The organism is Rosettibacter sp. KY25, assembly GCF_057554405.1.
The window spans coordinates 26,669-50,764 of sequence record NZ_BAAJAO010000004.1 but is presented as its reverse complement, the minus strand read 5'-3'; the positions used below and the strand labels follow the sequence as shown (position 1 = coordinate 50,764).

At 31.2% G+C, this 24,096-nt stretch carries 23 protein-coding genes; 8 read left to right on the top strand and 15 right to left on the bottom strand.

What is annotated here, in order from left to right:
* Positions 1–75: 75 nt before the first annotated feature.
* Both AC27L2_RS03645 and hisN read right to left on the bottom strand, forming a co-directional pair.
* Entirely contained in the window at positions 76–285 is a 210-nt protein-coding gene (locus AC27L2_RS03645) for a hypothetical protein (RefSeq protein WP_487210320.1), read from the bottom strand.
* 133 nt (positions 286–418) lie between these two features.
* Complete coding sequence (gene hisN / locus AC27L2_RS03640; RefSeq protein ID WP_487210319.1) at positions 419–1,186, bottom strand: histidinol-phosphatase; 768 nt, start codon at positions 1,184–1,186, stop codon at positions 419–421.
* A 106-nt stretch (positions 1,187–1,292) separates the two neighbouring features.
* Between hisN and AC27L2_RS03635 the strand changes: the two genes are divergently transcribed.
* The 3 genes from AC27L2_RS03635 (at position 1,293) to AC27L2_RS03625 (ending at position 5,161) form a co-directional block, all read left to right on the top strand.
* Positions 1,293–2,270 carry an L-threonylcarbamoyladenylate synthase gene (locus tag AC27L2_RS03635; RefSeq protein WP_487210318.1) on the top strand — a complete coding sequence of 326 codons (978 nt, stop codon included), beginning with the start codon at positions 1,293–1,295 and terminating at the stop codon, positions 2,268–2,270.
* 56 nt (positions 2,271–2,326) lie between these two features.
* Complete coding sequence (locus AC27L2_RS03630) at positions 2,327–3,898, top strand: sensor histidine kinase (protein WP_487210316.1); 1,572 nt, start codon at positions 2,327–2,329, stop codon at positions 3,896–3,898.
* A 72-nt stretch (positions 3,899–3,970) separates the two neighbouring features.
* Entirely contained in the window at positions 3,971–5,161 is a 1,191-nt protein-coding gene (locus AC27L2_RS03625) for a M24 family metallopeptidase (RefSeq protein WP_487210315.1), read from the top strand.
* Here the strand turns inward: AC27L2_RS03625 and AC27L2_RS03620 are convergent, their stop codons facing one another.
* The 3 genes from AC27L2_RS03620 to AC27L2_RS03610 form a co-directional block, all read right to left on the bottom strand.
* Positions 5,162–5,794, bottom strand: a complete 633-nt coding sequence (locus AC27L2_RS03620; protein WP_487210314.1) for a phosphatase PAP2-related protein — start codon at positions 5,792–5,794, stop codon at positions 5,162–5,164.
* A 117-nt stretch (positions 5,795–5,911) separates the two neighbouring features.
* Positions 5,912–6,880 (bottom strand): glycoside hydrolase family 130 protein, encoded by a 969-nt coding sequence (locus AC27L2_RS03615; protein ID WP_487210313.1) that lies wholly within the window; start codon positions 6,878–6,880, stop codon positions 5,912–5,914.
* A gap of 35 nt (positions 6,881–6,915) precedes the next feature.
* A complete protein-coding gene (locus AC27L2_RS03610; protein WP_487210312.1) occupies positions 6,916–9,201 on the bottom strand; it encodes a glycosyltransferase family 4 protein in 2,286 nt (761 codons plus the stop codon).
* Between the two features lie 224 nt (positions 9,202–9,425).
* On the opposite strand from AC27L2_RS03610, the gene AC27L2_RS03605 reads away from it, so the two are divergent.
* On the top strand, positions 9,426–11,372 hold the full coding sequence (locus tag AC27L2_RS03605) for a chemotaxis protein CheW (protein WP_487210311.1): 1,947 nt from the start codon (positions 9,426–9,428) through the stop codon (positions 11,370–11,372).
* A gap of 68 nt (positions 11,373–11,440) precedes the next feature.
* Positions 11,441–12,097, top strand: coding sequence for a hypothetical protein (locus AC27L2_RS03600; RefSeq protein ID WP_487210310.1), 657 nt, complete (start codon positions 11,441–11,443; stop codon positions 12,095–12,097).
* Between the two features lie 2 nt (positions 12,098–12,099).
* Here AC27L2_RS03600 and AC27L2_RS03595 read toward each other — a convergent pair whose 3' ends face one another.
* From AC27L2_RS03595 to AC27L2_RS03585, 3 genes are read right to left on the bottom strand one after another with little or no spacing between them, the layout of a single operon-like run.
* Positions 12,100–12,834 (bottom strand): MBL fold metallo-hydrolase, encoded by a 735-nt coding sequence (locus AC27L2_RS03595; protein ID WP_487210309.1) that lies wholly within the window; start codon positions 12,832–12,834, stop codon positions 12,100–12,102.
* 14 nt (positions 12,835–12,848) lie between these two features.
* The gene (locus AC27L2_RS03590) at positions 12,849–14,009 is read right to left on the bottom strand and encodes a sensor histidine kinase (protein WP_487210308.1); all 1,161 of its coding nucleotides are present in this window, start codon (positions 14,007–14,009) and stop codon (positions 12,849–12,851) included.
* A complete protein-coding gene (locus AC27L2_RS03585) occupies positions 14,009–14,467 on the bottom strand; it encodes a hypothetical protein (protein ID WP_487210307.1) in 459 nt (152 codons plus the stop codon). The genes AC27L2_RS03590 and AC27L2_RS03585 overlap by 1 nt, the downstream gene beginning before the upstream one ends.
* Positions 14,468–14,608: 141 nt before the next feature.
* On the opposite strand from AC27L2_RS03585, the gene AC27L2_RS03580 reads away from it, so the two are divergent.
* Positions 14,609–16,117, top strand: coding sequence for an NTP transferase domain-containing protein (locus tag AC27L2_RS03580; RefSeq protein ID WP_487210306.1), 1,509 nt, complete (start codon positions 14,609–14,611; stop codon positions 16,115–16,117).
* Between the two features lie 54 nt (positions 16,118–16,171).
* On the opposite strand, the gene rpsT is transcribed toward AC27L2_RS03580, so the two are convergent.
* On the bottom strand, positions 16,172–16,435 hold the full coding sequence (rpsT, locus tag AC27L2_RS03575; RefSeq protein WP_487210305.1) for a 30S ribosomal protein S20: 264 nt from the start codon (positions 16,433–16,435) through the stop codon (positions 16,172–16,174).
* Between the two features lie 137 nt (positions 16,436–16,572).
* Here rpsT and queE point away from each other — a divergent pair, with 137 nt between their 5' ends.
* Both queE and AC27L2_RS03565 read left to right on the top strand, forming a co-directional pair.
* Positions 16,573–17,211, top strand: coding sequence for a 7-carboxy-7-deazaguanine synthase QueE (queE, locus tag AC27L2_RS03570; protein WP_487210304.1), 639 nt, complete (start codon positions 16,573–16,575; stop codon positions 17,209–17,211).
* The gene (locus AC27L2_RS03565) at positions 17,211–17,621 is read left to right on the top strand and encodes a 6-pyruvoyl trahydropterin synthase family protein (protein WP_487210303.1); all 411 of its coding nucleotides are present in this window, start codon (positions 17,211–17,213) and stop codon (positions 17,619–17,621) included. Before queE ends, AC27L2_RS03565 begins: the two co-directional genes overlap by 1 nt.
* Before the next feature lie 417 nt (positions 17,622–18,038).
* Here AC27L2_RS03565 and AC27L2_RS03560 read toward each other — a convergent pair whose 3' ends face one another.
* The 6 genes from AC27L2_RS03560 to AC27L2_RS03535 form a co-directional block, all read right to left on the bottom strand.
* A complete protein-coding gene (locus AC27L2_RS03560; RefSeq protein ID WP_487210302.1) occupies positions 18,039–18,788 on the bottom strand; it encodes an SIR2 family NAD-dependent protein deacylase in 750 nt (249 codons plus the stop codon).
* Positions 18,785–19,561 carry a tetratricopeptide repeat protein gene (locus AC27L2_RS03555; RefSeq protein ID WP_487210301.1) on the bottom strand — a complete coding sequence of 259 codons (777 nt, stop codon included), beginning with the start codon at positions 19,559–19,561 and terminating at the stop codon, positions 18,785–18,787. The genes AC27L2_RS03560 and AC27L2_RS03555 overlap by 4 nt, the downstream gene beginning before the upstream one ends.
* Positions 19,558–20,604 carry a 3'-5' exoribonuclease YhaM family protein gene (locus AC27L2_RS03550; RefSeq protein WP_487210300.1) on the bottom strand — a complete coding sequence of 349 codons (1,047 nt, stop codon included), beginning with the start codon at positions 20,602–20,604 and terminating at the stop codon, positions 19,558–19,560. Before AC27L2_RS03550 ends, AC27L2_RS03555 begins: the two co-directional genes overlap by 4 nt.
* A 12-nt stretch (positions 20,605–20,616) precedes the next feature.
* On the bottom strand, positions 20,617–21,129 hold the full coding sequence (locus AC27L2_RS03545) for a UpxY family transcription antiterminator (RefSeq protein WP_487210299.1): 513 nt from the start codon (positions 21,127–21,129) through the stop codon (positions 20,617–20,619).
* A gap of 11 nt (positions 21,130–21,140) precedes the next feature.
* Entirely contained in the window at positions 21,141–22,631 is a 1,491-nt protein-coding gene (locus tag AC27L2_RS03540; RefSeq protein WP_487210298.1) for a hybrid sensor histidine kinase/response regulator, read from the bottom strand.
* A 75-nt stretch (positions 22,632–22,706) separates the two neighbouring features.
* Positions 22,707–24,092 (bottom strand): sigma-54-dependent transcriptional regulator, encoded by a 1,386-nt coding sequence (locus tag AC27L2_RS03535; protein WP_487210297.1) that lies wholly within the window; start codon positions 24,090–24,092, stop codon positions 22,707–22,709.
* Between the last annotated feature and the right edge of the window lie 4 nt (positions 24,093–24,096).

Sequence of the window (24,096 nt, the reverse complement as noted above, 5' to 3'; positions counted from 1 at the left end):
ATTTTATACTTTTGCTATACTTATTTGCTTTTATCGTGCAGATATAGATTTTTATAAGAGGGTGACATAAAGCATTTACTGATTCATCAGCAGACCCAACTGCCCATAAATTTGTTGGGCTGCTTCCACACAGGCTAACATATAAAACAGATTTGGCGGAGAGGAAATTGTATCTACACTCCACACATAATCCCTTCTTCCTGGCTGTGGTTCGGTTATTCCTTCTCCGCAGGAATTAATTATTACTATAACTATTATTGAAACTGCAAGGATGATTTTTTTCATTTGAATTGCCCTCAGCGCTCTTTTGTTTACTACTTACAAAATCTTTTTCCTTGTTATAATAATTAATGAAAAAAAATCAACTCTTATTTGAAATTTTATGCAATAAAGAAAAGTATGTTGTTATTTTATTAAATTAATTTTGATTTAGAATTTTTATAACCTCATTATGAATTGTGCCGCCTGTTGCTACAATGCTGTTCCCTTTCAAAGGATTATTTCCATAATAATCTGTTATTGTGCCGCCGGCTCCATTTATTACAGGTATTAATGCTGTTAAATCCCATTGACTCATAATTGGGTCAATCATTATATCAGCATAACCTGTTGCAACAAGATAATAACCATAACAATCACCCCAGGTTCTAAAAAGTTTTACTCTTCTAATTAAATTATTCAAGCCAGTTAGACTGCGATATTTCTCAAAGTTGTTATAGTCTGTAATGAGAAGCACCGCAGCAGAAACATCTTCACATTTTCTTACATTAACTTTATTCCCATTTAATTCTGCTGATGTATTATCTCCAATTAAAAATTCATCAAGAACAGGCAAATTAATTGCACCTAAAATTGGTTCATCGTTTTTAAGCAATGCAATCAAAGTTCCGAATAATGGTGTTCCACATATAAAACTTTTTGTTCCATCAATTGGATCGAGTATCCACTTATATTCTGCATCAGGATTATAATCGCCAAATTCTTCTCCAATTATACCATGGTCAGGAAATTCGCGCATGATTAATTGACGCATAATCTCTTCTGATTTTTTATCTGCAATTGTAACTGGTGATGAATCATCTTTTGTTTCAATAATTATTTCTTTGCGGTAATATTCTTTTATAATTTTTTTGCTTTCATCTGCTAAAAGCTTTACAAATTTTTTTAAGTATGATAGTTCATTCATTCTGCAACTCTTTATTTTTTCTAATTAATCAAATTACAATTCAAAATTATAGAATTATTTTTCTTATCCAAAACTCTTTATTTTAGCAGCACAAAAAATTAAAAATATGAATATCGTACAAGCAAACAGCGAAACAATAGCAAAAGCAGCCGAGATAATTCGCAATGGTGGTCTAGTTGCTTTTCCTACAGAAACAGTTTATGGTTTAGGTGCAGATGGATTAAATCCAATTGCAGTTGCAAAAATTTTTGAAGCAAAGAAAAGGCCTGCTTTTAACCCTCTTATCCTACATATATCACAAAAAGGATGGATAAAAAAATATGCAATTTATGATGATGAGAGAATCGATAAATTAATCGAAAAATTCTGGCCTGGTCCGCTTACTCTTGTTCTTCCCAAAACTGATGTTGTTCCTGACATTGTAACATCAGGAAATCCAACTGTTGCAATACGAATGCCCAATCATAAAGTTGCATTAGAATTAATTGAAAAAAGTAAAACTCCTATTGCAGCACCAAGTGCAAACAAATTTGGTCATTTAAGCCCCACTCAAGCTGAGCATGTTAAAAAAAGTCTTGGAGACAAAGTCGATTTAATTCTTGACGGCGGAAAATGTAACATAGGTTTAGAATCAACCATTATTCAGTTTGATGGAGGAAATTTTTATTTGCTGCGTCCTGGCGGTTTATCGAAAGAAGAAATTGAAGATACAATTAAATGCAGACTGCTCTTAAATTTAGAATCAACTAAACCTACAGCACCCGGACAACTTCCATTTCATTACTCGCCTGTTAAACCAATATTATTTTTGAATGAGGAAAATCTAAAGAAATATACTAACAAAAAAATTGGGGTTCTTTATTTTAATGAAGAAAAATTTCAATACAACTTTGCATCGGTTAAAATTTTATCACCATCAAAAGATTTAAGAGAAGCTGCAGCTAATTTATTTAAATCTCTGCATGAATTTGAAAAAGAAGAAATCGATGTAATTTTAGTTGAACCAATTAAAGAAGAAGGATTGGGATTGGCTATTATGGATAGACTCAAGAAGGCAATAAAAAAATATTCAGATAAGATTTAAAAATATTGTATATTTAAACTGAAACTTATATTTCTTTTAGGGTGCATTAAAAAAATATGAATACCAGCCGAAATCATAGTAATCGAAAAAATAAAAATCCCCACAAAACTAATTTTTTTGAATCCAAAGAAAACATTAAACTTCTAATACACGCCATAAATTCAGTTCATGAATGCATAAGTGTAACAGATTTAAATCATAATACAATTTTTGTTAATCAAACTTTTCTCGATACTTATGGATATACGCTTGAAGAAATTCTTGGGAAGAATACAGAAATTCTCCGCTCAGAAAAAAATGACCCAAAAGTTCTTAAAGAAATAAACGAAGCCACACAAAAAGGCGGATGGCATGGAAGGCTTATAAATAAAAGAAAAGATGGAAGTGAGTTTGTTATTGAACTCAGCACATCCGTAGTAAGAAATGAAAAAGGCGAACCGATTGCCTATGTTGGCTTGAGCAAAGACATAACAGAACTTGTTGAAACAGAAGAAAAATTACGCGAAGCCGAAAAAAAGTATAAAGAACTTTTTCTGGAAATTAAAGATGTTGTATATGAAAGCACAATTGAAGGAAAATTTGTTGAACTTAATCCTTCGGGAATGGAATTTCTTGGTATTAAATCTTTAGAAGAACTTAACAACATTAATATAATTTCTGACCTATATGTTAATCCCGAAGACAGAGAAAGATTCAAAAATGAATTAATCAAAAATGGTTTTGTAAAAGATTTTGAAATTGAGATAAAAAAATTAAATGGTGAAATTGCTGTTGTAAGAGAAACTTCTGTAGCCGTAAAAAATAAAGATGGAGAAATCATCGGTTACCGCGGAATTTTAAGAGATGTTACTGAAAGAAAAAAACAAGAGGCTCAGCTGAAAGAATTAATTCAAAAATTAGAAACACTCAATCAAGAATTAAAGAACTCAAATGCAGCCAAAGACAAATTTTTCTCTATAATTGCTCATGATTTAAGAAGTCCATTCAGTTCGCTTTTAAGTTTTTCTGAATTTTTATATCAGGATATTGAAGAATTAAGCAAAGATGAAATAAAATCTTTTGCAGAAAATATTAATGAAGCAGCAAAAACTGTATTTTCACTGCTTGAAAATTTATTGCAGTGGTCACGAATTCAAATAGGAACTATATCCTTCAATCCGAAAAATTTTCTTATTCACAATACAGCAAGTAAAGCTATTAATCTTCTTTTACACAATGCAGCTATTAAAAATATAGAGATAACAAATAAGATTAATAAAGAACATACTGTTTATGCAGATGAAGATATGATTTTTTCTGTACTTCAAAATTTGCTTTCCAATGCAATCAAGTTCACAGATGAAAAAGGAAAGATAATTTTTAATTCAGAAGAAAAAGATGGAATAATTGAAGTATCGATAAGCGATACAGGGATTGGCATGGATGAAAATGACATAGAAAAATTATTTAGGATTGACATACCATTTACTAAAAGTGGAACAAAAAATGAAAAAGGAAGCGGTTTGGGATTAATTCTTTGTAAAGAAATGATTGAAAAAAACGGCGGAAGAATATGGGTAAAAAGCAAACCTGGCAAAGGAACAACATTTACATTTTCACTTCCAAAAAACAAAGTCGACCAATCATAATTTCATGAATCATACTAATCAAATCACAACAATAATTTTAATCTTCTTTGAATCATAAAATTGAGGTTTCATATGCAAAAAGAATTGATACTCGAAAAAATAGAACAGGCATCAAAACTACTTTCAGAAAAAGAAATTGATATGTGGCTAATTTATGTTCGAGAAACAGGAAACATTAAAGATCCGATGATGGATATTCTGGTTGGAACTAATGCAACATGGCAATCGGCATTTATAATTACAAAAGATGGAAACACACATGCAATTATTGGTTCACTTGAATATGAAAACATGAAAGCTGTTGGAACTTATAAAAATATTCATCCTTATTTGAAATCGATTAAAGAAAAGTTGCTGGAAGTTTTAGACCTGATTAAACCAAATAAAATTGCAATTAATTATTCAAAAAATTCAAGTCTTGCAGATGGTTTAACTTATGGATTATATCTCGATTTATTAGATAATCTTAAAGAAACTGATTATATAAACAAGCTCGTTTCTTCAGAGGAACTTGTAGCAGCTCTTCGCGGAAGAAAAACTGCAAAAGAATTAGAACTAATTAAAGAAGCGATTAAAGAAACATTAAAAATTTTTGATGAAGTTAGCAGCTACATGAAACCAGGAATGACAGAAAAACAAATTGCATCTTTTGTTCATGACCTTGTAAAAGAAAGAGGATTTGAACTTGCATGGGATAAAGAATATTGTCCTTCTGTTTTTTCAGGACCAGATACTGCAGGAGCTCACTCTGGTCCTACTGACAGAATTATTCAGCATGGACATGTTGTTAACATGGACTTCGGATTAAAAATAAATGGATATTGTTCTGATTTGCAAAGAACATGGTATGTATTAAAGCCAAACGAAAATAATCCTCCTGATGAAGTTCAAAAAGGATTTGATGTTATAAAAGAATCAATTACAAAAGCAGCTAACGAATTGAAAGCAGGCAAAAAAGGCTGGGAGATTGATGAAGTTGCAAGAAATTATATTCAGATAAACGGCTACAGTGAATTTCCTCATGGGCTTGGACATCAAGTAGGTCGTTCTGTTCATGATGGAGGTGCGCTTTTAGGACCAAAGTGGGAAAGATATGGAAATCTTCCTATGCTTGAAATTGAAGAAGGAAATGTTTTTACAATTGAACCAAGATTGACAATTGAGAATTATGGAATTGCAACAATTGAAGAAATGGTTTATGTAACAAAAGATGGATGCGAATTTTTATCTAACAGACAAAATGAAATTTATTTGATTCGATAATTATTGCTTATCAAGTTTCCGATTCAGAATAATTATTATTCGATAAGATGTATAAGCAAAAAATGGTGCGGCAATTACATCAATTGTGTAATGAACGTGCTGAATCAAAACAAATAATCCAACTAAAACTGTTGAAATCAGAAAAATAATTTTTAGTTTTCTGTTTTTTGCAGCGAGAAAAAAGACAAACATAGTGGCTGTATGACCAGAAAAGAAAAGGTCTCTTAATAAAGTATTTCCCCCGCCAAAGAATTCAACAAAAGGGTCTTTAAGAGGAATAATTGTAACAGGAGCATTCAACGGCAGAAGAAAAATTGTTATTAATCTTAAAAGAGCTGTTAAACTATAAGATTGAATTGCAATAAGAAAATTGTCTGGATGAAAAGTAAGATGAACCAAAATAACTACTACTCCAGAATAAATCAGAACAAAAGTTAACCAGGTTATATCAATAGGTTTAAATAAACTTAAAATCGGATCGTTGAAAGAAAAACCGGTGCGGGTTTCGTTATATTCAAGAAATTTTGCAAGTGATAATAAAACTATTAAAAGCAAAAAAGATGAAACGAAAAATTTCGTTCTAAAATTTTTATCTATAAGTTTCGGCTGCCATATATTTTTTAAGTTTCCCAATCTGCTCAATTAATAATTATCAAATTTTTATTAACACAAATAAATAAAAAACTCTGCACATCTGTGTATTAAACACATGATGTGCAGTAAAAATTTGTCTAATTTCTTTGTAAATAATTATCCCCATCTTAATGATTTTTCTGCCACTGGGCATGATAAAATATATTTTCTCAAATCACTTAATTTTGCTGTAGCAAGTGCAATACATGAATCTGCAGCTCCATAATATAATCTAACATCATCACCATCTATAATCCAGCCGCAAGGAAATACGACATCATCAACATCACCTTCTTTTTCATAATGTTCTCTTGGACCAAAAATCCATTCATCACTTCTGCGCAGTACTTTGGTTGGGTCTTCTAAATCTAACAATACAAGACCAAGTCGATAAATTACTCCGCTTGCAGTTTTCTTTACACCATGATATAAAACCAGCCATCCTTCAGGAATTTGAATTGGAGGAGGCGACAAACCAATTTTATTTGCATCCCACCATGCACCTTCTCTTGCTCTAATCAAAATTCTATGTTCTCCCCAATGAATTAAATCTGGTGAAAACGAAATCCATATATGAGCTGCAGAGTAAGGAGTAGAAATTATGGGGCGATGCAGCATTGCCCATCGATTACCAAATTTTACAGGGAACAATGCTGCATCTTTATCTTCTGGAGGCAGAACAGCACCAATTCTTTCGAATGTTTTAAAATCTTCTGTCATTGCAAGAGAAACTAAAGGTCCGCCATGAGAATAAGCTGTATATGTAATTGCATATTTTTTCAATTCATCAAGATAAGTTATACGTGGATCTTCAATTCCCCAGATTTCTTCTGGATAATTAATCGGGTCTGGAGGCAAAGTTGGTTTTGAATCAATATCCCAATTTGTTTTTCCATCTTTGCTTCGAGCCACAGTAAGGTGTGATATTCCTCTTAAATCTTCTACACGAATAAGTAAAATTGTCTCTCCATTTACTGATACTGCCCCACAATTAAATACAGAATTAGCAGGATATGGTATGTCATAAATTGTTATTATTGGATTTCCTTCGTATCTATGAAATAATTCATGAGAAGAATTACTCATAACATCACTCCATTTTTTATATAATTTTCGAAGTATTATTCATAATTTTTTACATGTTCATAAGATTTAATCAGGTTTTCAACTCTATAAACTTCAGCAAGAGAAAGCAAGAATGATAAAGTAGATTCAGCACCTTCATTCATATTTACTCTGTCAACATGAAGAGCATCGTAGCAGCCGCCGCTTACAGGGTCATACAAAGCCAAACCTAAATCATTTCTGCCTAAAAACCATTCGAATGCAATTCTTGCTTTATTGTACCAATAATAATCTTCTGTAACTTGAAATGCATCCATACAAGCTGAAACAGTTTCATAAGCTGCTATTGGCTGTTGGTCAAAATCTGCTTTTGAACCATTGCGATTATACCAGCCATCTGAACCAATTGGTCTGAAATAACCTGCTTCTGTTGTTTGAAGTTCAACCAGCCATTTCAAAGATTCAATACCAATATCAAATGCCTTTTGATTATGAGAATAATTTCCTGTTAAAATTAGTGCTTGCGAAAGTCTTGCATTATCATAAACCAGATAATCTTCAAACCATTTCCATTGTTCATTTGAATTTCTTTCATAAAGTTCAATAAGTCTTTGAGTTAAATTTTCTTGAATCTGAATTGCAACTCTATCGCCACTCATCTTTTGCAGATATTCATAAATTCCGATTAAGCCAAATGCCCAAGCGCGAGGAGATGTAAGTTCAGTTAAAATTGGTAATGCTTTATTAAATAATTGAGTTGCCCACATTTGCAAATCTCGTTTTCTTGACCTATTGACACATGTTCCAAGTGCCCAAAGCGCTCTTCCTTGTGAATCATCAGAGCCAGCATCTTCTTTCCATTTTCTGTTAAAATCCATAAAGTTTCTAAATCTATTTTTCTTTTCATTAAATGAATAAAGAATAAATGCAGCGTACTTTTTAGCTAGTGATTCTATTTGTTCATCCATTAAACCAATTTCTTCAAGCAATATTGTTAAAAGAAAAGCTCGAGCATTATCATCAAGACAGTAACCTTCAGTGTATAATGGAATTGTAAATTTTGCATGTTGAATTATTCCAGTTGAATCAGTCATATTAAATAAATGATTGAATTTGAACTCGGGCAGCTCCATGCTCTGTTCATTCAAAGTTTTTACAGAAGAAATATTTTGCAGCTTTTCAAGTCGTTGACTTCTTGCTTTCTGAAATGATTCGACATATAAGTGAGCAATGTTATTCCATACCATTTCTCTTCCAAGCATATAAGCTTTTTTTCTCATTGCATGGCGTCTCGGTTCATCCTGAAGTAATTTAATAATCTCATCTGCTATTGCGTTTGAATCTGCAAAGGGAACAATTACACCACGATTATCATTAAGTAATTCTTCTGCATGCCAGTATGGTGTAGAAATAACTGCTTTACCACATCCGAAAGAATATGACAAAGTACCAGAAGTTATTTGAGCTTTATTTAAGTATGGTGTTATATAAATATCTGCAGCACCAATAAATTCTTTTAATTCTTCTGAATCTACAAACCGGTTATAGAATATTACATTTTTCTTGATACCTAAATCATGAGCTAATCTTTCAAGACTCATTCTATAAGATTCGCCATATTCTTTAACAATATTTGGATGAGTTGCACCAAGAACAATATAAACAAGATTCGGGAAAACAGATAATACTTTTGGCAAAGCTTTTAAAACATATTCAATTCCTTTATTAGGTGATAACAAACCAAAAGTTAAAATTACATATTTGCCTTCAACATTAAATCTGTCTTTATAAAAATTTGGGTCGACAAAAGGCATATCAGGAATGCCATGGGGTATTACATCAATAATTTCTTCAGGAGCATTATAAATTTCTTTAAGAAATGTTTTCCCTTTTTCTGTCATAGTTATTAAACGAGTTGAATAAGAAATTAATTCTTTCATTACTCTTCTCTGGTCTGGATTAGGTTCATTCAAAATTGTATGAAGTGTTGTTACCACAGGCATTCTTAAATTACGCAGAAAAGCTAAAATATGACTTCCTTCCACACCGCCAAAAATTCCATATTCATGCTGAAGACAAACAACATCAATGTTATTGAAGTTAAGAAAGTCAGCTGCTTTCTGATAAGTATTAATATCCTGTTTATTAATTACAAATCTAACTTCGGATGGATATTCAAAGTCCTGATCTCTATCGTTCAGAGCCAGAACTATACAATCTGTTTGAGGATATTGATTATTAACTGCATTTCTTAAATCAAATGTAAAGGTAGCAATTCCACATTTACGGGGTGGATAATTTCCAACAAACGCAATTTTCTTGAGTTTCTGTAATTCAGCCATAAATCAACTCCTCTTTTAGTTTAACAAATTTGAAAAGATAAATTAGGCATGAAAAAAATATTGGGCAGCGTTTTTAAAATTTAACATATTCCATGGTTCCCAAAATTTCTCCACACTTTAAATTTTATTTGGAAATAAAAATTTTATTCTGCTATAACAAATAAAATTTTTGATTTTTTATTCGATAATAATTTGAACAAATCTAAACAGTATTCGGGAAATACATGGACGTTCAAAAAAATATTAAAATTCTCCTTGTAGAAGATGCTGGTGTAATGCGCCAGATGGAAATCAAAACACTCAATGCACTTGGATTTAATAACATTATTGAAGCTGAAAATGGAAATAGTGCAATAAAAATTCTGCAGAATGACCCATCGGTTGAACTTATCATCAGTGACTGGAATATGCCTGAAATGGATGGATTTGAGCTTCTTAAGTGGGTAAGAAGTAATGAAAATACTAAAAATATTCCTTTCTTAATGGCAACAGGAAGAGGAGAAAAAAAAGAAGTTGAAAAAGCAAACGAGGCTGGCGTAAGCAGTTTTATTTCAAAACCTTTTAATAAAGATGAACTTCTTGAAAAAATTAATGAAGCCTTTGGCATCAAAGTTCAGGAAGAAATAAAAACTCGTTCTTTAGATTCAAGAATTACAAAAACAGGGAAAGCATTAATAAAAGCTATTCATATTCAGATTACAGACCACTTAACACTTGGTGTTCTAAAATATTTAATTAAAAAAGGGGAACTAAATCCAAAACATTTTGAATTGGAAACAGAATGTCTGCCAAGCTGGAACGCAGTTGCCAAAGCTCTTGAAAATGGTTCTGCTGATGCTGCCTTTATTCTTGCTCCGCTGGCTATGGACTTATACAATTATGGTGTTCCTTTGAGATTAATTTTATTTGCACATAAAAATGGAAGTATTTGTGTAAGAAACAAAACTGGAGATGATGAAAAAGGAATAGAATTCTTCAAAGGAAAATCATTTTATATTCCTCATACTATGTCAATTCATAACATGCTTGCACATGCATTTTTCAAGAATGTTGGATTAAATCCTGGAGTAACTGGGCAAAAAAATGTTGATGTAGAATTTGAAGTTGTAGCACCAATCAAAATGCCTGAATTTTTATCTGGTAATCCTGATGCATGTGGATATCTTGTTGCAGAACCAATCGGCACAAAAGCAATTGCAACTGGAATTGCTGAATTGGAATTTTTATCAAGTGAGCTATGGGAAAATCATCCTTGCTGTGTTCTGGCAATGCAGGCTGATTTCATCGAACGCTTTCCTGAAGCTGTTAAAGAATTTACAGAAATGCTTGTTTATTCTGGAAAATTTATTTCTCAAAAGCCAGCTCTTGCCGCAGAAATTGCTGTTGAATTTTTAGATCCTAAAAAAGAACTTGGGCTTACAGTTCCAATTCTCAAAAATGTTTTAACCGAACCAAAAGGAATTAAAACAAATAATCTTTATCCAGTAATTAAAGACCTTGATTTTATTCAGCATTATATGCATGATAAAATGGGAATTGGTACAATAATCGACTTAAATAAATTTGTAGATAAGCGTTTTGCAGATGCTGCTTGTTCTGATAAAGATAAAGCTGAGGCAAGAAGTTATATTAGTGAAATTGACCTTGCAAACAATGCAAGAAAAATTATAAATAAAGAAGAAACAACTTTAACAGAAGGCAAAACAAAAGCTCTGTTAAATATGGAAGGAAAATATCTAAAGTTTTCTTTAGGAACAGAACATTACGGCATCGAAATCCTAAAAATTATTGAAATTATTAGAATGATAAATATTACACCTGTTCCAAATACTCCCAAATATGTAAAAGGTGTAATAAATTTAAGAGGAAACATTGTACCTGTTGTTGATTTACGACTAAAACTTAATATGCCCGAAAAAGAATACGATCCAAAAACAAGAATTGTAATTGTGGAAGATAAAATTGATGGATTGCAGGTAAGAGTAGGTTTAATTGTAGATGAAGTTGAGGCAGTTTATGATGTTAAAGCTTCTGAAATTGAAGAACCGCCCGATTTTGGAAAAGACAATCAAGATGAATATATACTCGCACTTGCAAAAACAGATACTGTAATTTTCATTCTGCTAAATTTATCTGTAATATTAAAACCAGAGAACAAAAGAAAAAACTAATTCAAAAAGATCTGTCATATATTCAATCATTTTCATTATAATTGAGTATTCAATTATGAATATTCTTTATGCATCCAATCATACATGTTTTTATTGGCAGTTTATTGTTAAGTATTGCACATGCTTTAATTCCAAGTCACTGGTTGCCGCTAATTGCAATTGGCAGAACAGAAAAATGGAGTGAAAAGGAATTACTAACAATTACAACAATAACGAGCATCTCCCATATATCAAGCACAATTATAATTGGAATTATAATTGGATTTGCTGGCTATAAATTGTCCGAGTCTTATTTTTTCATTACAAAAATTATAGCACCGGCAATCTTAATTGCACTAAGCATAATTTATTTTTACTTAGAATACAGACACAATAAAATAAGAACATCTCATCATAAGCATCATCACATTGATATTGAAACGATTATTCAGAAAAAGAAAAATAAGAAATCAATAATTCTGTCCCTGGTAGTTGCAATGTTTTTTTCTCCATGTCTTGAAATTGAAATTTATTATCTAACAGCCAGCCAATTAGGATGGACTGGAATATTCGTAGTTTCAGCAGTTTATTTTATTGTAACTGTCGCTGGCATGTTATTTCTTGTTTATTTAGCTTCGAAAGGAATAAGCAAATTAAAATGGAATTTTCTTGAACATCATGATAAATTAATTACAGGATTAGTCCTTTTCGTTGTTGGTTTATTAGCTTTATTTATTGAATACTAAAATCATTTCATCTTTCTGATTCTTATCTCACAATCTTTTTTGTCTTTCAGTAATTCCAGCAATTCATTCAAATCGCTGTTACCATAATGATAGGGATAAAATATTTTGGGATTAATCATTCTAACTGCATCTGCTGTCATTTGTGGAGTCATTGTATAAGGCAAATTCATGGGAAGAAATGCAATGTCAATATTTTTTAATTCCTTCATTTCAGGAATGTTTTCAGTATCTCCTGCAACATAAACTCTTTTATTACCAAATGTAATTACATAACCATTGCATTCTCCTTTTACATGGAATGGATTTCCATCATTATTTTTATGAACGATATTATAAGCAGGAACAGCCTCAATTTTAATTCCTTTAACAAATTTTTCTTCACCATTTCTGATAACATTACCAGAATTCAATTGTTTATAACATAATTCGGTACACAGCAATTCTGTATCCTTTTTCGTTATTGTATCAATTGCTTTTTTATCAAGATGGTCGCCGTGATGATGTGTAATTAAAATAATATCAGCTTTAGGTAGTTTTGAATAATCTGCATATCTTCCAACTGGGTCTACATGAATTACTAAATCATTAAAATTAAACATCAATGTGCCGTGACCTATGAAAGTAATTATTAAATCTCCTTTTGATGTTTTTATTGTGTCTTTTTCAAAATTATTTTGTGCAGTTATAAAGTTTTCGATGCTGAAAATTAAGATTAACAAAAAAATTTTCTTAATCATTTTACCCTCTATAATTATTTTGAGTTAAATTTAATAGGCAATTGAATTGTAAAAATTGTTCCAAGCATATCGTTTGAAACGAAAGTAACTTTTCCTTTCAAGTATTGTTCTATGATTAGTTTGACGCTGTAAAGACCCAAGCCTCTGCCCTTAGCTCCCTTTGTGCTGAATGAACGCTGAAACAATTGCAGCTGCACATTTTCAGGTATTACTTGATTGTTATGAACATTGAAGTATACAAATTCATGATTGCAGTAAGAAAATATTTTTACTGTATCACCTTCACCTGAAGCTTCGAGAGCATTTTTAATTAAGTTGCCAATAGACCTTAACAACAATGTTCTGTCACTTTCAAAAACATTGCATTCTGCAGGATATTCAACAACAATATTTTTATTTATTGCAAGTTCATGATTTTTATAAACTTCGTGCACTGCTTTAAGAAAATCGATTGTAGAAATTTCTTTTATGTCGACTCCTAATTTTCCATCCTCTGCATTTCTCAAGTCTCTTTGAGAAATTATTTCATTAAGAAGCTGCTGAGCTGCTTCGTTAAGTGCTTTTATTAATTCTTTTTTTCCTTCATCATCTTTTTCATCGGTTAAAAGTTTTATAATGCCGTCAATTGCACTTGCTGTATTTAAAATATCATGGAAGAAAATTCTTTCGAGTGCTTCTTTTCGTTTGAGACTTGAAATATCTTTCACTGCAAACAAAGTAAATTCAGAGTCCTTAAATGTTATTGGTTGAGTATTAACCAGAAATTCATAAGAAAATTCTTTTCCATTTAAGATAGCTGTAATTTTACATTCCTCTTCGGATGGAATTTTATTTTCATTTGTAAATTTTATTGCCTTTGCTGCACCGCATTCTCTGCAAAATTGAGAAGTGCCGCAGCCTGCCGGCATCGCATAACTATGAATGCAATTTAATGCCTCGCCAATTCTCATTCCTAAAAGTTTATTTGCATCAGAAATTTTAAATGTTTCAACTGCTTTTTTATTAAAAGCAACAATCTGACGGTTTTTATTTATTATCACAGCTAATTCAGGAAAGCCTTCAAGAATCTGGCTTATAAGTGGATTAAGATGAAATATCAAATAGTCTTTGATTATATCATCTGCGCTTGAGCGCTCAGGCGTATCAAAGTAAGTTTTAATTTCCTGGTTTTCCATCATCTCTTAAAATAATACCTTGCTCCAATTGCCAAATCTAAATTTAATTCTGTTGCTGGGAAAAGGTTAAAGACAGGAACAAACTCTATAAAAACATCAATAGGTAAATTATCACTCAGCCAAACTGCGCCAATCACACCTCGAGCACCGAGTGAATTATCTTCATTTTCAATGAAACGCATTCTAACACCAAAACCATAATAAATTGGAATTTTATAATTTGATTTTATCAAATCATAATTATGATATAAATAATCCGCATGTAAAGATACGGCATTGTGTTTTTTTACAAAAGAATAAGCTAATCCACCATCAAAAGCATTTTTATTATTTAACCAGTATTTTGCGCTAAAACCTGTTGGTTCGCCTATCATTATTCCTAATCCAAAACCTTTATCTTGTGCAAAAGTATTATTTAATACAAATAGAACTGAAATAAGAAAATATATTTTCTTCATATTTCCACAAAATCCATTTTTTTTGATGCAAGAATTAATAAAAATTATCATAAAAAGGAAGAACAATTTAACCCTGTCTTCAATAAAATAATTAATCAATTATTGTTAAATTTCAGCACATAAATTTAAAAAGAGGAACAAATGAACAGCACTTCATCAATTGAAGAATTAGTCAAAGAATACTCGGATAAATTTGATTATAATAAAAAGGAAACTGTAATTATTCTGGCTGCAGGTCATGGCAAAAGAATTAAATCGCAGACATCAAAAATGCTTCATAAAATTTGGGAAATTCCAACCGTAGAACGCGTATACAATGCATGTGCAAAAGGCTTGCCGGAATCAAATATTATTGTTGTTGTTGGAATTAAAGCAGAAGATGTAATCAAAACCGTGGGCAAAAAAGATTCTTTAATTTATGTATATCAAGAAGTTCAAAATGGAACTGGACATGCAGTTCAAACTGCACTTAAAAATATTGACGCTTCAAAGTATGATGGTACTGTTTATGTTTTCCCTGGGGATATGGGATTAATTGATGCAGAAACTGTTCAGTTCTTCAAAGAAGAGTTTGAAAAATCAAATTCTGATATGATAGTTCTTACCGGAATTTATGAAGGTGATATTCAAAATAATTACTACGGAAGAATAATCAGAGTTAAAGAGAAAGATGCAAAAGGAAATAGAGTTCTTAAGTTAAAAGGAAATGTAATTGAAATTCTTGAATACAAAGATATTCTCAACCTTGATGACAAAAAGAAATATAAAATTAAATACAGAGGAAAAGAATTTACTTACACAAAAAAAGAATTGCTCGAAAACAGAGAATTCAACAGTGGTGTTTATGCATTTAAATTTAAGCCCCTTGCTGAGTTAATAAATAAATTAGAAAGCAATAATGTTCAGAATGAAATTTATTTGACTGATTTAATTGGATTGTTCAATAAACATAATTATTCTGTTGCAGCAATAAGTCCAAAGCAGCAATATGTTTTGATGGGATTTAATAATAAATCAGTTCTAAAAGAAATGGATGCTATTGCAAGAAAGATTGCTTATGAAAAATTAAAAGACATAATTCTAATTGATGACCCTGATGATTTTTTTATAGATGATAATGTAATAGAAGATATTTTAAGAATGGACAAACTTGGCGAACCTCTCGACATCAAAATCGGCAAAGGTGTTTACATTGGTAAAGGTGCAAAACTTAACTACAATCTTCACCTGATGAAAAATGTTTACATCTCAGGCAATATAAATTTTGGCAAAAATGTAACAGTTAGAGAAAATGCACATCTATCATGCTTCACAAATCAAACACTTATAATTGGAAATAATGTTGAAATCTTCTGGGGAGATGTTATCAAAGGAAATGTAACAATTGGGAATAACTGTTCTATTGAATCTGGTGTTAGAATTACTGGAAGCGATGAATTTCCTGTAAAAATAAATAATAATGTAACAATAAAAGGAGTTACTTATATATTTGGTTCTATAATAGATGAAAATATTTTTATTGAACATTCTGTATTAATTAAAAAACTTATTCAGAAGCCATCAGATTTTACGGGAGATAAATTTAAGGTAAGATTTTATTTGCCAGAAACTGAAGGAAGAGAAGCAATTAAGGATTTAATACAAAATTAAAAAAGGGCTGCTAAAAATTTTTTTTGCAACCCTTAAATTTTAAAAATGATGTGATTATTTTTCTGCAGATAAACTGTTTACATATTTTGTAATTGCAGATTTCTTTCTTGCAGCGGTATTTTTATGAATTCTTCCTTTAGCTGCTTGTTTATCCAGCGTTGCAACAGCTTCTCTTAAATATTTTTCTGCAAGTTCTTTATCCTGCGTGCTATAGACTTTTTTAACCAATGTTTTAATCTTAGATAATGCTGCTTTATTTCTTAACGTTCTTTTAATTGTTTGTCTGATTCTTTTCTGAGCTGACTTATGATGCGCCATTAAATTTCCTAAATTTATTTAAAAACGTGTGTAAATATACTTTGAACTTAGTTTGAAATCAAACTTTTTTATAAATTTTTATGAAACTTTAATCTCATGTCCATTATTCTTATTTTTTCAAATAAAAAAGAGAATTTATGCTTAGAGTAAATGAAATATTTTATTCGATTCAAGGAGAAAGTTCAAGGGCTGGATTACCCTGTGTTTTTGTGCGATTAACTTATTGCAATTTGAGATGTTCTTATTGTGACACAGCTTATGCTTTCTACGATGGAACAGATTTCACAATCGAAGAAATTATTGATAAAGTTAAGCTATACAATTGTAATTTAGTTGAAATTACTGGGGGTGAACCACTTTTTCAAAAAGAATCTCTTGAATTGATGAAACGCCTTTGCGATGAAGGCTTTGAAGTTATGCTTGAAACCGGGGGAAGCCTTCCTATTGAAAATGTCGATAAACGAGTTATGATTATAATGGATTTAAAATGTCCTTCAAGCAATATGATGAAAAAAAATCTTTACGATAATATTAATTATCTCAAACCAAACGATGAAATAAAATTTGTTATTGGAACAAGAGAAGATTATGAATGGAGCAAAGAAATAATTTCTAAATATAATTTGGATAAAAAATTCACAGTTTTATTTTCAGTTGTATTTGGACAATTAGAACCAGTAACACTTGTAAACTGGATTTTAGAAGATAGATTAAACGTAAGATTTCAACTTCAAATGCATAAATATATTTGGCATCCAGAAACTAAAGGTGTATAATGAGAATAGCAAAAGAATTTTCATGGGAAATGGGTCATCGTTTAACATTTCATAAAGGGAAATGTAAAAATTTGCATGGTCATTCATACAAATGCATGATTGAAATAAGCGGCACACCCGATTCTAACGGTATGGTGCTGGATTATTATGATTTAGCAAAAATTGTTAATCCTATAATTGATGAATTAGACCATTCAATTATGGTTTATAATGAAGATAAAGAATTAATTTCTGCTCTCGAAATGTTGAATTCAAGAAAAGTAGTTGTAAATTTTGAAACGACAGCAGAAAATATTTGCCTTTATTTAATTGATAAAATCAAGTCAGCTTTGCCTGAAAATATCACTTCGTTAAAAGTTAGAGTTCTTGAAACAGAAAATTCTTATGCAGAAGAAGAGATAAAATTGTAAAGAAATCCTAACGATGTTTGTCGGAACGAAGCAATCTCTATAATTTTAATTTCTCACAATGCAGCAAAGTTTTTCTTTGTGTCCTTTATTCTTTGCGCGCCTTAGTGAAAAATTATTTTTTGAGATTCTTCAGTAACCCCGCCTTAGGCAGGGTTCCTTCAGAATAACAGAAAAATCTTAATGTCGTTATGAGCGAAGCGAAGAACCTTATAAAAAGTTTAGTAATTAGATTCTTCGTCGCCTTCCAGAGTCGGAGTTATCAAAAATGACTTCTTAATTCTTAAACTAAAATCTCTGTGCTCTTGGCGTTCACTGCGGTTTCATCTCAACCAGATTGATAAGCAAAAATACCAACAATTTAAATGCGGTAATTTTTATTTTTTGTTAACTACTTTCAAAATCAATTTTCTATAAAAATTATTCACCTTTAATTTGTTTTACTATATCAACAATTTCCGGAAGTATTTCACCTGCTTTGCCAAATATTGAATAATCGGCATATCGAGTTAAATCTGTTGGTTCAATATTAATTTCTACAACAAAAGAACCAGCCTTTTTTGCTGTCATTGGGATATAAGCTGCAGGATAAACTACTGCAGAAGTTCCTACAACAAAACAAATATCACTTTTTTCTGCTGCCTGTTCTCCGCCGCTGTATTGGTCATGTGGAAGCATCTCACCAAACCATACAACATCTGGACGAATTAATCCGCCACATTTTTTGCACTTTGGCACACCGCTGCTTATTTCAAGTTCAGGTGAATTGTAAAATGTTTTGCAATCTATACAATAATTTCTTTCGATGTTGCCATGCAGTTCAAAAATTTTTGTTGAGCCAGCACGGCGATGCAGATTATCAATATTTTGTGTAACAACTGTAACGTCATAATATTTTTCTAATTCTGCAATTGCAATATGTCCTGCATTAGGTTTTGTATTATTAATGATATTTCTTCTATGTTGATACCATTCCCATACCAAATCAGGATTTCGCATGAATGCATCAAAGCTTGCAAGTTCTTCTGGCTTCATTTTATTCCAGATTCCATCACTGCCTCTAAAAGTTGGAATACCGCTCTCAGCAGATATTCCTGCGCCAGTGAAAAAGACAACTTTTTTTGCTGTGCTTAACCTTTCAATAAATTTTTTCTCGAAATTTAATTTCATTTTCCCTCAATTTCTTTTAATAATTTTTTGGCTTCTTCTTTTCGAACATTATCATCTTCATCTTCAATCGGACTGTCAATTGCTTTCTGGAGCATTAATCTTGCAGTTTTATAATCTTTCTCTCGAATTAATGAAATTGCATAATCAACATAGAACATAACATAGTTTGGTTTCAATTCAATTGCTTTTTTGTATTCTTTCAATGCAATTTCATTATCAGCCCACCCCAAGCCAAGAACAGAACGAGCAGGTTTCCATTTTTCACTTGTCTTTGCATGAGTTCTTGCAAGCACATAATGTGCTACAGCCTGAATATCATTTCCTCCATTGTTAAGCTGAATTGCCTTTTCTAAATCTGATTTTACCGAATTAACAACACCAGCAACCGAAAATACACCTTTGAAAAGAGCAATTCTTCCATTCGCAATTGCACGACGCAAATAAGTTACTGATTTATCCGGTGCAGCTTTAATTGATTTTTCAGCATATTCAAGTGCTTTCTGATATACAGAGAGTTGTGCATCTTTTTGTTCACTTGTATTTGCTGGCATATGTTCACCAATGTCAACATAAGCTCGACTTATCTTCCATAAAATTTCATAATTGTTTGGGTCAAGCTTTTCTGCTTTTTTATAAAATTCAAGTGCCTTTTCATTATCAAATTTTTCATAATAACTATCGCCCTCTTTAATTAATTGTTCTACTGACTGGGCTAAAATTTGAGCCGCAAAAAAAGTAACAGCAGTAAAGAAAATAATAATAATTCTTTTCATGAATTTTCCTCCTCTTCAGATTCAGTTATACTGGAATCTGAACTTTCTTTATTGTTAGATTCAAAAAATTCTAATTCTGGAATATAAAGAGCTGTATCGGCAAGTTTTATGAATTTAGTCCATCTTTTTCCAAAGGAATTAATTCCCACATTTCTATTTTTTTCTGCCTGAATTGCATTTTTATACGCATTTGTTTTTGCACTTAATTCATCTGCATGATAAAGAACAATTGCCTCAAGTGTTTTTGGAATCACAGGTGAAGCATACTCAAGTTTTCCTTGATGACTGAGTATTAGATGTATGAGTTGATTTTTTAATTCTTCCGGAAAATTTTCAATTTCATCAATTGCTTTTTCTACTGCCATTGCACCAATCATTATATGTCCAATTAATCTTCCTTTATCTGTGTATTCGAATGAAGGAGTAAGTGTTAATTCTTCTGTTTTTCCAAAATCATGCAGCAAAGCCCCTGCAATCAATAAATCTCTATTAATTTCTGGATGAATAGTGCACATCAAGTCACATATTTTTACAAGCTCAAGTGTATGTTCGAGTAAACCGTGTAAATAAGCATGATGCCAGTTTGCACCTGCAGGCACATTATAGAAATTATTAAGATTTTCTCCAGCAAAAATTTTTTCAAGTAATGTTTTTAAGAATTCATTATTAATCGAACCAATAACATCGTTAAATTCTTGCTTCATATCATTGAGGTTGCGAGGTGAAACTGGAATAAAATCTTCAATGCTTACATTGTCACTTTCATTTGCAAAACGTATTCTTTTGATTTTTATCTGAGGCGAACCATTAAACTCTTGTAGCACGCCGTTTACTTTGACAATTTTATTTTCAGAGATTCCCTGCAAAATATCATTAAAGTTTTCCCATAGATTTGCTGAAATTATTGTTGATTTATCACGCAGCTCAAGACTTAAATAAGAATTTCCATTTTTAGTTGTTTTTGTTTCATATTTATTTATTAACAAAAAAAGAGTGAATTCTTCTTCTTTATTTAATTCACTTAATGATTTTTGATTCAACATAATTTTGCCTGATTAGATTAATTTAACAACACTTTCAATCGGAAGACGAACAAGAACCGAGCGCTGAAGTAAATCTACAGAAACAGCAAGCCATTTTTCTTTGCTTACTATTTTAATTTTTCCAATAATGCCTTTAAAAGGTCCATCAATAATTCTAACAGATTCTCCTGCTTCAATTTTGTTTACAACAAAAACTTCGGGATTGCCATTCAACATTATTTTCAAATTTTCTATTTGATAATCTGGAATTATTGAAGGTTTGCCATTGAAACATATAGTTCTTACGATTGAAGACTGCTGCAATGCACACAATCTTTCTTTTTCATTAGCGTGAACAAATATGTATGACCTAAAGAGCGGTTCGATTACCTTTTTTTTACGGTCTCGCCACTGCCTTACAGTTTCTATGACTGGTAAATAATAATCAATTCCTGCAGATTCAAATTGCTGTTGAGCTTTAAATTCATGATGAGGTTTTGTGTAAAATGCATACCAGTGTTTTAGTGTTAGATTTAATTCATCCATACAAGCCTTCTTTACTGAAGTATTAATGAATCTTTAATTGCATTTATAAGTTTTTCAGAATCGATTGGTTTTGGAATAATTTTATCTACTCCCAGTTTTGAATAAGATTTTATTATTTCATCATCAAGTTTAGCTGAAATAACAATTATTGGAATAGATTTATTTGTTTCTTTTTTGTAAACAGCATCAACAAATTGAGTCCCATTCATCAAAGGCATATCATGGTCAGTAATGATTACAGTAGGCATAATATTTTTCAACATTGTAATTGCATCGTAACCATTAACTGCAGTTTTGATTTCAAAATATGGCAGATGATGTTCAATTATTCTTTTATAAAGTGAAACTATTGCTTCGTCATCTTCTACAATTAAAAGAATATTTTTTGCTTCCGGAACAGTAATATGAAATTCACTGCCTTCACCAACTTTGGAATAGAACCAGACCTCGCCGCCGTGTTTATCAATAATTTCTTTAACAAGAGTTAATCCAAGACCACTTCCTTTTTCTCCTTCTGTGCCAGCCATAATAAATTTTTGGTCTATCTTAAAAAGTTTACTCTGTCCTTCTTCTGGAATCCCGGTTCCTTGATCAGCCACAACAATTTCAATAAATCCTTCTTTAAATTTTTGTGAATAAATTTGAACTTCTTTCCCAGGTGGAGTAAATCTTACAGCATTGCTCACAAGATTTAATATTGCCTGACTTATTAGTCTTTCATCAGCACACATATACAAATTAGAGGGAATTTCAATTTTTATTTCAATATTTTTTCTTACAGAAATTGGTGTAAGCGATATTATTGAATTTGCAACTGTCGATTTAACATTTAGCCTTGTTGGTTCTACTTTTATTCTTCCCGTCTGCAGTCTCGACCAATCAAGCAAGCAATTAATCAAATTAAGTTCTGTCTTTGATGCTTCATAAATATATTTTAAATATTCATTTCTTTCTTCTTCAGTTAGTTCTTTTTCATTCAATAAAATTTCAGAAAATCCAAGCAATGTTGTAAATGGTGCTCTTAAATCGTGCGAAACAATCGAAATAAATTTATCTTTGGCTGCATTCAGTTCTTTCAGCTTTTCATTTTGTTCTTCTAACTCCTGTTGCTTCTCTTTTAACGATGTTAAATTAATAATCATGCTATGCCTTTGAGAAATTAAACCCTCATTGTTACGAATTACTTTTAAAAATTCTTTTAGATAGATTTTTTTTCCATCTTTTGAATGAATTATGTATTCAAGTGTTACAGAGTTTTTTGTTTCATCAGACTCAAGTTCAAACAATACATTTCTAATTTTGCTGTAATAATCTTCATCTATTAGAGAATGAAGTTTTTCAGGAAAGCTGTCCAATTCATCTGGAGTATAGCCAATTATCTGTTCGATATTCTGGGAATAATAATTTTTATGACCCTCATCTAAAAATTCGACAATAAAAAAAATATCATTTTGTTCGCTTGCGAAATAAGAAAGTGTATTAGTATCAATAAAGTTATCCATCGTTAAATAGCATGTGTCTGTATGTCAAATATAAAAAAAACTATACAATGTAACACACAGCGTATGGAACATTTTTCAGTAATTATCATCAATTGGTTGTCTGGTTGGAATATGCAGTTCATCCATTTTTCTATATAAAGAAGATAAACCAATTTCAAGAGCCTTGGCTACTTCTTCTTTATTGTAATTATATTTTTTCAATGTTTTGATGATGTGTTCTCTTTCAAAATTATGAAGAGCTTCTTTGAGTGAATCCGGATATTCATATGTTTCTGTATTCCCCCTGATATATTCTGCAAGGTCATCAACGGTAATCATATCTTTCTTACAAAAAATTACAGCACGTTCAATTATATTTTCAAGTTCTCTTACTCCACCACGCCATTCATGTGCCATTAAAATTTTCATCGTATCATTATCAACGCCTATAATTTTTTTGCCCATCTCTTTAGAATATTTTTCAATAAAGTGATTAACAAGAAGGGGAATATCTTCTTTTCTTTCATTCAAGGTAGGAAGATTAATTTCAACAACATTGAGGCGATAGTAAAGGTCTTCTCTAAATTCTCCTGTTTTTGTTTTTTCGTAAAGATTTTGATTTGTTGCTGCAATAATTCTTACATCCGTGCTTACTGGTTTAACACCGCCTACAGGAATAAATTCTTTATCCTCAATTGCTCTAAGCAGCTTAACTTGAAGATTTAATGGAAGTTCGCCAATTTCATCAAGGAATAAAGTTCCACCATCAGCTACTTTGAATAAACCAACTTTATCTTCGGTTGCACCTGTAAAAGCACCTTTTTTATGTCCAAAAAGTTCGCTTTCGATTAAGTTTTCTGCAATTGCTCCGCAGTTAACAGGAAGAAAAATTTTGTCTTTTCTCTTGCTGTTGTAATGAATTGCTTTAGCAACAAGTTCTTTCCCCGTTCCACTTTTTCCAGTGATTAATACATTGCTGTTTGTAGGTGCAACCTGTGCAATAATTGAAAAAACTTTTTTCATTGCATCGCTTTTGCCAATTAAATTTGTAAAGTCGTAATCTGCTGATATTCTCTGACGCAGAGCTTTATTTTCAAGAGCAAGTTTTTTGTAATCAAGAAGTCTTTTAACACGAATAATTAAGTCATCAAATTCTATTGGTTTAATTAAATAATCATAAGCACCGTGCCGCAATGCTTCAATTGCAGTGTTTACTGATGCATAAGCAGTCATAATAATAAAAAAAGTTTCTGGTGAAATTCTTGAAGCTTGTTCAAGAAGCTGCATGCCGTCAAGTTTTGGCATTTTTATATCTGTAATTACAATATCAAAGTTTTCTTCTCCTTTTGCATTTTGAATTTTCTGCAGAGCTTCTTCGCCATCACCTACTGCTTCAATTGTAAAACCTTCTTCTTCGAGCACCATTTTCAATGAATCACGAATTGGCTTTTCATCATCGGCAATTAAAATTTTTGCTGACATATTT

Bases quoted from the DNA above. Each gene is read 5' to 3' on its own strand.
- AC27L2_RS03645 (WP_487210320.1), bottom strand. From the start codon at position 285: ATGAAAAAAATCATCCTTGCAGTTTCAATAATAGTTATAGTAATAATT.
- hisN (WP_487210319.1), bottom strand. From the start codon at position 1,186: ATGAATGAACTATCATACTTAAAAAAATTTGTAAAGCTTTTAGCAGAT.
- AC27L2_RS03635 (WP_487210318.1), top strand. From the start codon at position 1,293: ATGAATATCGTACAAGCAAACAGCGAAACAATAGCAAAAGCAGCCGAG.
- AC27L2_RS03630 (WP_487210316.1), top strand. From the start codon at position 2,327: ATGAATACCAGCCGAAATCATAGTAATCGAAAAAATAAAAATCCCCAC.
- AC27L2_RS03625 (WP_487210315.1), top strand. From the start codon at position 3,971: ATGCAAAAAGAATTGATACTCGAAAAAATAGAACAGGCATCAAAACTA.
- AC27L2_RS03615 (WP_487210313.1), bottom strand. From the start codon at position 6,880: ATGAGTAATTCTTCTCATGAATTATTTCATAGATACGAAGGAAATCCA.
- AC27L2_RS03610 (WP_487210312.1), bottom strand. From the start codon at position 9,201: ATGGCTGAATTACAGAAACTCAAGAAAATTGCGTTTGTTGGAAATTAT.
- AC27L2_RS03605 (WP_487210311.1), top strand. From the start codon at position 9,426: ATGGACGTTCAAAAAAATATTAAAATTCTCCTTGTAGAAGATGCTGGT.
- AC27L2_RS03600 (WP_487210310.1), top strand. From the start codon at position 11,441: ATGCATCCAATCATACATGTTTTTATTGGCAGTTTATTGTTAAGTATT.
- AC27L2_RS03595 (WP_487210309.1), bottom strand. From the start codon at position 12,834: ATGATTAAGAAAATTTTTTTGTTAATCTTAATTTTCAGCATCGAAAAC.
- AC27L2_RS03590 (WP_487210308.1), bottom strand. From the start codon at position 14,009: ATGGAAAACCAGGAAATTAAAACTTACTTTGATACGCCTGAGCGCTCA.
- AC27L2_RS03585 (WP_487210307.1), bottom strand. From the start codon at position 14,467: ATGAAGAAAATATATTTTCTTATTTCAGTTCTATTTGTATTAAATAAT.
- AC27L2_RS03580 (WP_487210306.1), top strand. From the start codon at position 14,609: ATGAACAGCACTTCATCAATTGAAGAATTAGTCAAAGAATACTCGGAT.
- rpsT (WP_487210305.1), bottom strand. From the start codon at position 16,435: ATGGCGCATCATAAGTCAGCTCAGAAAAGAATCAGACAAACAATTAAA.
- queE (WP_487210304.1), top strand. From the start codon at position 16,573: ATGCTTAGAGTAAATGAAATATTTTATTCGATTCAAGGAGAAAGTTCA.
- AC27L2_RS03565 (WP_487210303.1), top strand. From the start codon at position 17,211: ATGAGAATAGCAAAAGAATTTTCATGGGAAATGGGTCATCGTTTAACA.
- AC27L2_RS03560 (WP_487210302.1), bottom strand. From the start codon at position 18,788: ATGAAATTAAATTTCGAGAAAAAATTTATTGAAAGGTTAAGCACAGCA.
- AC27L2_RS03555 (WP_487210301.1), bottom strand. From the start codon at position 19,561: ATGAAAAGAATTATTATTATTTTCTTTACTGCTGTTACTTTTTTTGCG.
- AC27L2_RS03550 (WP_487210300.1), bottom strand. From the start codon at position 20,604: ATGTTGAATCAAAAATCATTAAGTGAATTAAATAAAGAAGAAGAATTC.
- AC27L2_RS03545 (WP_487210299.1), bottom strand. From the start codon at position 21,129: ATGGATGAATTAAATCTAACACTAAAACACTGGTATGCATTTTACACA.
- AC27L2_RS03540 (WP_487210298.1), bottom strand. From the start codon at position 22,631: ATGGATAACTTTATTGATACTAATACACTTTCTTATTTCGCAAGCGAA.
- AC27L2_RS03535 (WP_487210297.1), bottom strand. From the start codon at position 24,092: ATGTCAGCAAAAATTTTAATTGCCGATGATGAAAAGCCAATTCGTGAT.